Origin of the sequence: Cetobacterium sp. ZWU0022, from assembly GCF_000800875.1 — a bacterium.
Taxonomy (GTDB): domain Bacteria; phylum Fusobacteriota; class Fusobacteriia; order Fusobacteriales; family Fusobacteriaceae; genus Cetobacterium_A.
The window spans coordinates 26,370-36,331 of sequence record NZ_JRJZ01000156.1; the positions used below are offsets into that span (position 1 = coordinate 26,370).

The following is a 9,962-nucleotide window of genomic DNA, read 5'->3' on the forward strand; positions in this document are numbered from 1 at the left end:
ATTGAAAAGATTTGAAAAAGTATTAACACTTGGTTTATTAGGAACATCTTTATTTATATCTGGTTGTGGAAAAAAAGACAGTGGAGAACAAAAATTAGTTATAGCTTTCGGAATTGATGAGGATCTTGAAATGAAAGTTAAAGCTAAAGATCAATTTTTGAAAGATCTAGAAGCTAGTGTTGGAATGAAAGTAGAATGGTTCGAACCATCATCTGATATGGCATTAAGGGAATCTTTAAGAGCTAAAAAAAATAGAACTGACATTGCATACACTGGTGCTATGCCTTACTTCATAACATCTCAAAGAACTAAGATTGAACCACTTATCTCTTTTGCTAAAGATGGAAACAAAGAATACTGGGGAAAATTCTCATATTTCATCACAAGACCCGATACAAATATAAATGGATTTACAAAAGAGGATTTAATTAATCCAACTAGACCATACACTTTTGCTTATACAAAACAATCATCTGGTTCAACATACCTTTGGCCAGTAAATGACCTTATTACAAGTAAAATTATAAAAGATACAAATGATTTCAATACTAAGTTTAAACCTTATGAAACAGGATCAACGACTAATACTGTTAGAGCTTTACTTGATAAAGATGCTGATATCGGAGTTATATCATCTAACTCATACATAAAAAATAGAAAGTTCTTTACACCAGATAATCATAAGATTATCTATAAAAGTTCTGTTATTCCTGATAACTTATGGTTAGTACAACAAGACTTACCAAAAGAGTTAAAACAAAAGTTAGAAAACTTCTTCTTAAATTACAATGATCCTAATTTTATGCAAAACTTCTATGGTAAAAAAGATGGCGAACAACATATAAAAGTAGAAACTAAAGATTTTGATATTATTGGGCAAGTTATGAAAAATCTTAATTTAACAGAAATCAGTACAGATTAATTTTATAAAACAATAAATAATTTAATTAGTGAAAGGGAGAAAAATGGAAAATATAGTTTCAATAAAGAATGGTAACAAGACGTATGATAATAAATTTTTAGCTTTATCTGATATAAATTTAGATATAAAAAAAGGTGAATTTGTAGCTATTATAGGTTCGTCTGGAGCTGGTAAATCAACTCTATTAAGATCTATAAACGCGATGAATCCTCTTTCTAGTGGAGCAATTATTTTTAACGGAAAAGACATATCTAAAATATCTGGTGGAAATTTAAGAAAAGTAAGAAGAGAGATGGGAATGATCTTTCAACATTACAACTTAATTGAAAGACTTTCAGTTATTCAAAATGTTCTTCATGGAAGACTTGGATATATGTCTAACCTAAAAGGATTCTTTGAACTTTATTCTGAAGAAGATAAAGAAAAAGCTTTGAACATATTAAAAAGATTAGGTCTTGAGGATCATTGCTATAAGAAAGCATCTGAATTAAGTGGAGGACAAAAGCAAAGAGTTGGTATATCTAGAGCTCTAGCACAAAATCCTAAATTAATATTAGCAGATGAACCTATCGCAAGTTTAGATCCTAAATCATCTGAAGTTGTTATGGAAACTTTAAAAAATATCTGTGTTGAAGATAATCTTACATGTATTGTTAACCTTCATCAAGTTGAATTTGCTAAACAATATGCTACTAGAATAATAGGAATGAATAAGGGACAAATTATTTTTGATGATATTCCAGAAAATCTTACAGAAGAAAAGATAGGTGAGATTTATGGACAAAACATTTAATAGAACTCTTATTAAACCTTTTAATATTTTTACTAAACCGTTTGCAAATTTACCAAATAAAGAACTTCTTAAATCTATTATCAAGTTCTTTAGTACTAAAACTGATTTGTTAGTACTTGGTGGAATATCTCTTGTGTATCTTCTAATTGCACAAAGAATGGAATTTTCTTTTCCAGTATTTTTACAACAACTACCTGAAGCTGTATTTTTCATAACTGAAGAGATGCTCCCTGTAAATTGGCAAAGTTATACTGATTATTTGACTCCGCTGCTAGATACATTTTGTGTTGCTGTTGTATCTTTAGTCTTTTCATCTATTATATCTTTTTTACTTGGATTTTTATGTTCAGAAAAAACAATGCATATAAAATGGATTAGAACTGTAGTTAAAGGTTTTATGACCGTAATCAGAAATGTACCCAATATCATTTGGGCTCTTATGTTAGTTCCTGCTTTTGGAGTTGGAATTACAACTGGAGTTATTGCTCTGACTGTTGGAAATATCGGAAGTATGACTAGATTCTATTACGAGACTATTGATGAAGTTGATTTAGAGCTTTTAACATCTCTGAAGGCAACTGGAATGTCATATATTCAAGTTATTAGATTCGGTGCTATTCCTCAAGCTCTTCCAGGATTTATCTCTTGGACAATCTACTCTTTGGAAAACAATATTAGATCATCATCTATAATTGGATTAGTTGGAGCTGGTGGAGTTGGAATGTACATCAGTAATAATTTAAGCTTAATGAAATACAAAACAGCCGCTATGGGAATAATCTTAATTGTTGTTTGCGTTATTATTACTGAGATAATTTCTAATATTTTAAGAAAGAGGATAATTTAAATGAATAAAAACTACTTTGGAAAAATTAAAATTAAAGATCATAAGAATGATAGATTTTTAAATAGAATAATGTTAAGTATCATGATTTTATTTGTATTTTCATTCTTTAAATTAAATTTAGATTTTTATAGATTCTCTAGAGGAATGACAAGACTTGGAAGTATTTTAGCTGAATTTGGAAGACCTGATTTAACTGTTTTCAAGTTTGTTTTAATAGCTGTTTGGGAATCGTTTGAAATCGCATTTATCGCTACTCTAGTTGGAATGATCTTTTCACTTCCACTTGCTTTCTTAGCTGCAGCAAATACAACTCCTTGGAAACCATTAGCAGTAGGAATAAAAGCTTACTTATCATTCATAAGAGCTGTTCCATCTCTAATTTGGGCAGTTATATTTGTTTCTTCAATCGGACTTGGACCTTTCTCTGGAATTTTAGGTTTATCCGTTCACACTGTTTCTTATTTAACAAAGGCCTATTTACAGTCTATCGAGGATTTAGGAGAAGAAAGTATTCTAGCTATAAGGTCTACTGGAGCTTCTTGGTTTAATATTATGAAAGCTGCAGTAGTTCCTAATATAAAAAGAGTTGTAACTGGATGGACAGCTTTAAGATTTGAATCTAATATGGCTCAATCGTCTGTAATCGGAGTTGTTGGAGCTGGTGGAATCGGATATATCGTTTCTAAATTTATTAAGGCATATGACTTTAACGCTGCTGGAACAGCGCTTATAACATTAATAACAATATCGGTGTTCGTTGAAGTTTCTGGAGCACTTTTAAAAAATTATACAGAAAGAGGTTAATAAAACATGAAAACTATATTTTTAGGAACTGGATCTGCTAGTGGAATTCCTGATCCATTTTGTTCTTGTGACTATTGTAAAAAAATTAGAGAGTTAGGAGGAAAAAATCTGAGAAAAAGATCATCGTTTTTATTAGATGATAAAATTTTGCTAGATTTCTCACCTGATATTAGAACTCAAATTATCGAAAATAAAATAGATTTTAACAAGATCAAAGGAATCGTTTTATCTCATACTCATAACGATCACTTAGATATCCAAGAGTTAATAAAAATAAAAGATTCTGTTCATGTCTTTATTAATGAAATCTCTTATGAATGGCTTAATTCCGAAATAAAAAAAGGTATTAAACCTAAGCATCAAGCAAAATTAATTGAAAGAACACAACACTTAAATATCACTCCTATGAAAAATTTTATACCCTTCGAATTTGAAGGATTTGAGTTTACTCCAATAGAAGCTAGACATACGGGGCTTAACGCGGGAGAGCTAGGTATGAACTTTATAATTAAAGATAAGTACAATTCTACAAGACTGCATGCCTCAGATACTGGCGTTTATTCTGAAAAAACATTTAATTTTATAAAAAATTATAGATTTGATAGCATTGTCATAGAGTGTACTTTCTTAGATTGTAACAAAAATAATGTTGATCATTTAGATTTAAAAACCTTAAAAGAAGTTTTAACAAAACTTGAAGAGTTTAAATCTATCAACTCTAAAACTCCTATAATTGTAACGCATTTTGGACATGATCCTATGAAAACCCATAAAGAGATTGAAGAGTTAGTTAAAAAACTACCTTTTAATATCTCTGTCGCCTACGATTCTATGGAGTATGTGAGCCCAACATACAATGAAAATGATGATGCACTATGATTTTAAATGGTATATTCACAGAAAAAGAGTGTGAAGTTTTAACATTTAACCTTAATTTAAGAAATCTTAAAAAAAATATAATTTTATTTTTAAAAAATTGTCCGGATGAACACTTCCCCGTGACTTTAAAAGATCCTAATGGTCAAATTAGAATTTTAACAACATTTAAAGCTAAAGAAAAAATTTTCTATAGTGGTAAAAACTTTGAAGATAGTTCTAATTGTGCTATTCCTGGAGAACTTACAGATGGAATATGGAAGCTTGAAATAACTAAACCTTATATGTTTAAAGGGATGTTTGTACTAGAAATTCTAAAGGATGTTGATATGAATAAATCTTCAGCTTTTATGGATATATCTAGATTTAATTATGAGAATCAATTTTCGAAAGAAAAAAAATGGTATAAAGGAGAGCTTCATGCTCATACGAAATTCTCTGATGGATTACTCGAGCTAAAAACTCTACCAAAAGGTATTGAAGATTTAAATTTAGATTTTATATTTTTAACTGACCACAATGTTATTTCTACTAAAACCCCATTAAGTATTTCACCAATCATTCCATCAACTGAACTTACTTTAATGGAAAATGGACATTTCAATTTCTTAGGATTAAAAACTCTGCCTGATTATCCTGCTTTCTTAAAGGGAAAAAAAGTTGGACCTGAACTTTTAAAAACTATATTTGAATGGGTTAAAAAGCAAAATGCTCTTGTAGTTATGAATCATCCTTTAAATGCTACTATGGGAGTTAATTACAACATCGATCTAACTAGTTTTGACTTAATTGAAGTTTTAAACTCTCCTTATAATAATCAAAAAACTCAGTTTAATATTGATGCTTTAAAAGCTTTTGATGGTCTGTTAATGAATGGGTATAAAATATTTGCTGTTGGTGGAAGTGATTCTCATACTGATTTCGTTGACAAAAATTCAAGCTTCTTAGGAAAACCATTAAACTATGTACATATGAATGGATTTACTGTGAACAATCTACTTCAAAGTTTAAAAGTTGGAAAAAATTATATATCTACTATTGGTGAATTGAATCTTTGCTTACATGAAATATCTACTCAGAATAATAAAAAAGAGATTTTCTTTGGCGAAACTTTAAATAGTAATCTTATCGAATGTAATCTTTCTGCCAAAGAAAATATTACTTGGAAAATAATTATCAATGGTCAAATTCACTCTGAAATTGAAGGAGACAAAATTAATCTCGAGATTAATCTTCCTCAAAACAGTTATTTTAGAATAGAAGGGTATAAAGATAATAGTATAGCTATAATTACAAATCCGATATTCTTTGGAAATATTGCGAAAACTAATAAAGAATGGCTAGATATCAGAAAATAAATCTTTTAACAAAAATTTGTCTTTTTATTGAAGAATAAGGTATACTAAAGATAAAGAGGTGAAAAGTTATGAAAAAGAATCTCATTATAATTTTTACTTGTTATTTTTCAATTTTACTGGGGGAAGGAAGTGATAAAACCATGTTAAAAGATTGTCCTAATAAACCTAACTGTGTTTCTAGTGAATCTAAAGACTCAAAACATTATATTGAGCCTATATCTATAAATAATAAAAATGAAGACATCAAAGAAAACCTTATCAAAGTAATTCAAAAATTTGAGGGAAAAATTTTAGAAAATAACCAAAATTTTTTAAAAGTAGCTTTTTATAGCAAATTTTTCGGATTTGAAGACATCGCTGATTTTGAGATTGAACCGGATAAAAATATAATAAATATAAGGTCCGCTGCTCAAACTGGTTGGTATGACTTTGGAGTGAATAGAAAAAGATTGGAAAAAATAAGAGAAGCCTTAAAATAAAGATCTAATAAAATAGAGGGATACTATAAGGATCCCTCTATTTTTTAATTCTATTTTTTTCCATAAAGCATGATTTCTGATTTATTACTTGGCAGTTGAGTTGCTCTAATCTCTTTAAAACCGAATGTTTTAAATGTATCAATATGTTTTAGAACTTCTTTTACAGAGATTTTATCTCCTATTTTTAAAGTATAAAATACCGTGTGAATTCCTGGCCTTATAGACATAAATCTTTTAAGTTGGCTTAAAATAAGTGATGGTAAAACATTTACATCTGAAACTAAAAGATGACAAGGTCTTGGAACATCGCTATCCTGAACTTTTTGCATAGGTTCTTTTATATGTTTAAAGTTTGGATTCTTTAAAAGATCCTCAGCCATAAGGGCATTATCTACACCGTATACCTTAAAGCCTCTCTCGAGCATTGCATAGCTTGCTCCACCAGGAGCTGAACCTAGTTCAAGAACACTCTCCTCACCTCTGTACTCATAATTAGTCCAAATAAGAGCTTCAGCTATTTTTAAGTAAGCTCTTGAAGGTGCAGCCTCAGGAAGTATAAGATTTGGGTTAGCTCCAATAACTCTCCACGAATCTGCATAAACCTTTCTCATTCCTAACCAGAACTCTCCATCTTTAACCTCAATAACATCTAAAATCGTATCTCCTAAATTAGCTGTTTCTCCAGATTTTTCGTCTGATATAAGAGAGAATCTATGAGTCACATCTGCTTTATACTTTGAAATCTCCTCTTCTAAATTTTCAGGTTTCGTTCTACCTAAAGAGATTCCATACGCTCTAGCAAAAACTAAATTAAGTTTACTATCTATATTTAATTTTCCACTGTTATCTTTAAATGTTATATATCCTGGTCTAGAGTATGCAAAACTCAGTTCAGGATATTTTAAAGCAACCTCCTCTTTTAAAGATTTTTCACTTCCAATATTAACTATTGTATAAATAAACATCTATCACTCCTAAAAAATTATATTCTTCTAAGTTTATAATATATCATTTTATTCAAATATTCTCAAGAAGGAAAAGAAAAAACTTGACTATTCACCTAGTTCAGATGATATATTTAAACTATAATGTTATCAAAAAAATTACTAAAATTTTTGCTTTACACATATTTTACACAAAAGTCAAATATGATGTAAAATATTTATAGATAGCAAATAAATTTACTGGAGAGTAGTTATGAACATATTTAAAAACTTTAAAAAACTAGATAAAAATCTAAAAATTGATATAGAAATCGATGAAGAATTTGAGATCCTTTCATCAACTGAGACATATGAGTTTATAAAAGAATGTCTAGAAAAAAATGGAAAGGTTTTAATAACAGAATCTTCTGAAAGCTGTTTAATTGAATTTGAAAATTTAGGACTTTGCTCTTTAACACGTAATGAATCTATAAGAGAGTATCTAGAAAATATTGGAATATTTGCTTTAGAGTATGATAAAAAAATATTCCAAAAGCTTTTAAAAGTTCTAGAAAAAAGTAGAAAAAGTTTATATTGAAAAAATATGAAAAAAAAATTTTATTTTTTCTTGACAACTGAATAAAAATAGAATAGTATAACTCTTAACAAAAATAAAAAAGGAGGAAAAATTATGAATACTAACAAAAAAACATTAGCTGCTCTTATTCTGATAATAATAATATGCTCTGTGGTTTGAAGTTAGTAGGATTATTTCCTCTTAAAATTCAAGCCTTGTTTTAGTTTTTAACAATCAAGGCTTGAGCGGATTAGAAAAATTTTAAGCTTAAGCCCTTGGTTTAAGCTTTTTTTATTTTAATAATCTGTCGGGAGTTGATAAAAATGAAATATGTTAATAAATTGAGTGATTTTTTAAGTAAATATTTTATCTTATTAGTTGTTGGAGTCTCGGTATTTTCACTTTTAAAGCCAGAACCTTTTGTTCAGATGAGTAAAGTTAGACTAATGGGACAATCTCTTATTAATATCGGATTAGGAATCACAATGTTTGTAATGGGGCTTACATTAAATTTAAAAGATGTAAGGTTAGTTATAACTGAGTATAAAGATGTTTTTGTTGGATGTTTAGCTCAATATACAGTGATGCCTCTAGTCGCATTTGTTTTAGCAAAAGCTTTTAATCTTCCTCCTGCATTTGCAATAGGACTGGTTTTATTAGGAGCTTGCCCTGGTGGAACTGTGAGTAATGTGATGACATATATTGCTAAAGGAGATGTAGCTTTATCTGTAGCTATGACAACTGTTTCAACTTTTATTTCACCTTTATTAACTCCACTATTAACAATGTACTTAGCTGGAGAATGGTTAAATATAGAATATAAAACTATGTTTTTCAGTATTCTTCAAATCGTTTTATTACCATCTATGTTAGGAATCTTGGTTAGATTTTTTGTGAAAGATCGACTAGAAAGATTTACAAAAGTTTTTGTAATTTTTCCAATTATGATTGTGATTTTAATTAATGGAATGTGTGTTGCACCAAATAAACAGAATTTCTTGAGCTCTAGTTTTATTTTGATTGTAGCTGTATGCCTACATAACTGGATTGGCTATTTTGTGGGATACATAATTGCTAAGGTTGTTCAGATGAGAGTTGAAAAAAGAAAAACTATTTCAATTGAAGTTGGTTTACAAAATGCTTCATTAGCGATTGGATTATCAGCTCAATTTAACAATCCATTAACTGCCTTACCTTCTGCTATTGCAGTAGTTGTACATCTTATTTCTGGTTCATTATTGGCAAATATATTCTCTAAAGATTTAAAACTAAAAAAGGGTGTTTATATAAAAAATACACAATACGAATAGGGGGAGATTTTTATGTTTAAACAAAGAAAAGTTGGAATTGTAGGAACAGGACATGTAGGTAGTCATTGTGCTTTATCTTTAATGCTTCAAGGAGTTTGTAATGAGTTAGTACTTGTAGATATTGATGAAGCAAAATCTCAGTCTCAAGCCTTTGACTGTATGGATACTGCTAGTTTTTTACCACATAGAGTCAAAGTAAAAAAAGGAACTTATCAGGATTTAGGAAAAGTTGATATTGTTGTTATTAGTGTTGGAACTATTGATAATATTTCTAAAAACCGTCTTTCAGAGCTAGAAGGATCACTTAAAATTATCAATTCATTTGTTCCTGAAATTATGGCTTCTGGATTTAAAGGTTACTTTGTTGTTATAACAAATCCGGTTGATATAGTTACATACTACGTTCAAAAACTATCAGGGTTACCACATAATCACATTATAGGAACCGGAACTGGACTTGATTCAGCTCGACTTTGTAGAGTTCTTAGCAATGAGTTAAATATTGATGCTAGATCTATTCAAGCATATATGTTAGGTGAACATGGAGATTCACAAATGGCTGTATTCTCTCAGGTTAGTATAAATGGATTTTCGTTAGAATCCTTCTTAAAAAATACTGGTAAAAAACTTGATTACAATAAAGTTCAAACTACTGTTACAAAAGCTGGATGGGATATCTACTCAGGAAAGAAAAGTACAGAGTTTGGAATAGCTTGTGTATGCACGGATATTATAAGAGCTGTGTATTCTGATGAAAAGAAAGTTATGGCTTGTAGCGGATATTTAGAAGGACACTATGGAGAAAATGGTCTTTATATAGGAGTTCCTGCTATTATTGGTAAAAATGGAGTTGAAAAAGTTTTAGAGTTGGAACTAAATGAAAAAGAACAAGATAAATTTTCTGAAACTCTAGAGATAATTAAAAAACATATTAAAATTGGTGAAAAAGCTTTTAAGTAAAAATTATTTGAAATCTAATCGAAAAAATGATACCCTTAAACTTACATAATAATGAATCTGTTAACTAAAGATGAAAAATAGGTCCAATTCCTTAAAAAGGGATAAAGATTTTC

Annotated in this window: 11 protein-coding genes; 10 read left to right on the top strand and 1 reads right to left on the bottom strand. The window is 29.2% G+C overall.

The features are described from left to right. Position 1 precedes the first annotated feature (1 nt). From L988_RS11325 to L988_RS11355, 7 genes are all read left to right on the top strand, one after another. Positions 2-922, top strand: a complete 921-nt coding sequence (locus tag L988_RS11325) for a PhnD/SsuA/transferrin family substrate-binding protein (protein WP_047384355.1) — start codon at positions 2-4, stop codon at positions 920-922. Positions 923-965: 43 nt separating this feature from the next. Continuing rightward, entirely contained in the window at positions 966-1,715 is a 750-nt protein-coding gene (gene phnC / locus L988_RS11330) for a phosphonate ABC transporter ATP-binding protein (RefSeq protein ID WP_047384356.1), read from the top strand. Beyond that, on the top strand, positions 1,699-2,562 hold the full coding sequence (gene phnE, locus L988_RS11335; RefSeq protein ID WP_052191833.1) for a phosphonate ABC transporter, permease protein PhnE: 864 nt from the start codon (positions 1,699-1,701) through the stop codon (positions 2,560-2,562). The genes phnC and phnE overlap by 17 nt, the downstream gene beginning before the upstream one ends. Next, a complete protein-coding gene (locus L988_RS11340) occupies positions 2,563-3,366 on the top strand; it encodes an ABC transporter permease (protein ID WP_047384358.1) in 804 nt (267 codons plus the stop codon). It abuts the gene before it with no gap. Between the two features lie 6 nt (positions 3,367-3,372). Then, positions 3,373-4,245: an MBL fold metallo-hydrolase gene (locus L988_RS13330; RefSeq protein WP_052191834.1), complete on the top strand. Its 873-nt coding sequence runs from the start codon at positions 3,373-3,375 to the stop codon at positions 4,243-4,245. Further along, positions 4,242-5,600, top strand: coding sequence for a CehA/McbA family metallohydrolase (locus L988_RS11350; RefSeq protein ID WP_047384359.1), 1,359 nt, complete (start codon positions 4,242-4,244; stop codon positions 5,598-5,600). The genes L988_RS13330 and L988_RS11350 overlap by 4 nt, the downstream gene beginning before the upstream one ends. Before the next feature lie 68 nt (positions 5,601-5,668). Continuing rightward, positions 5,669-6,079, top strand: coding sequence for a DUF1499 domain-containing protein (locus L988_RS11355; protein ID WP_052191835.1), 411 nt, complete (start codon positions 5,669-5,671; stop codon positions 6,077-6,079). Between the two features lie 50 nt (positions 6,080-6,129). Here L988_RS11355 and L988_RS11360 read toward each other — a convergent pair whose 3' ends face one another. Beyond that, positions 6,130-7,044, bottom strand: coding sequence for an SAM-dependent methyltransferase (locus L988_RS11360; protein WP_047384362.1), 915 nt, complete (start codon positions 7,042-7,044; stop codon positions 6,130-6,132). A 232-nt stretch (positions 7,045-7,276) separates the two neighbouring features. Here L988_RS11360 and L988_RS11365 point away from each other — a divergent pair, with 232 nt between their 5' ends. The 3 genes from L988_RS11365 (at position 7,277) to L988_RS11375 (ending at position 9,849) form a co-directional block, all read left to right on the top strand. Further along, positions 7,277-7,600: a hypothetical protein gene (locus tag L988_RS11365; RefSeq protein ID WP_047384364.1), complete on the top strand. Its 324-nt coding sequence runs from the start codon at positions 7,277-7,279 to the stop codon at positions 7,598-7,600. A 302-nt stretch (positions 7,601-7,902) separates the two neighbouring features. Beyond that, positions 7,903-8,889, top strand: a complete 987-nt coding sequence (locus tag L988_RS11370) for a bile acid:sodium symporter family protein (RefSeq protein ID WP_047384365.1) — start codon at positions 7,903-7,905, stop codon at positions 8,887-8,889. Positions 8,890-8,901: 12 nt separating this feature from the next. Further along, on the top strand, positions 8,902-9,849 hold the full coding sequence (locus tag L988_RS11375; RefSeq protein WP_047384367.1) for an L-lactate dehydrogenase: 948 nt from the start codon (positions 8,902-8,904) through the stop codon (positions 9,847-9,849). Positions 9,850-9,962: the final 113 nt, after the last annotated feature.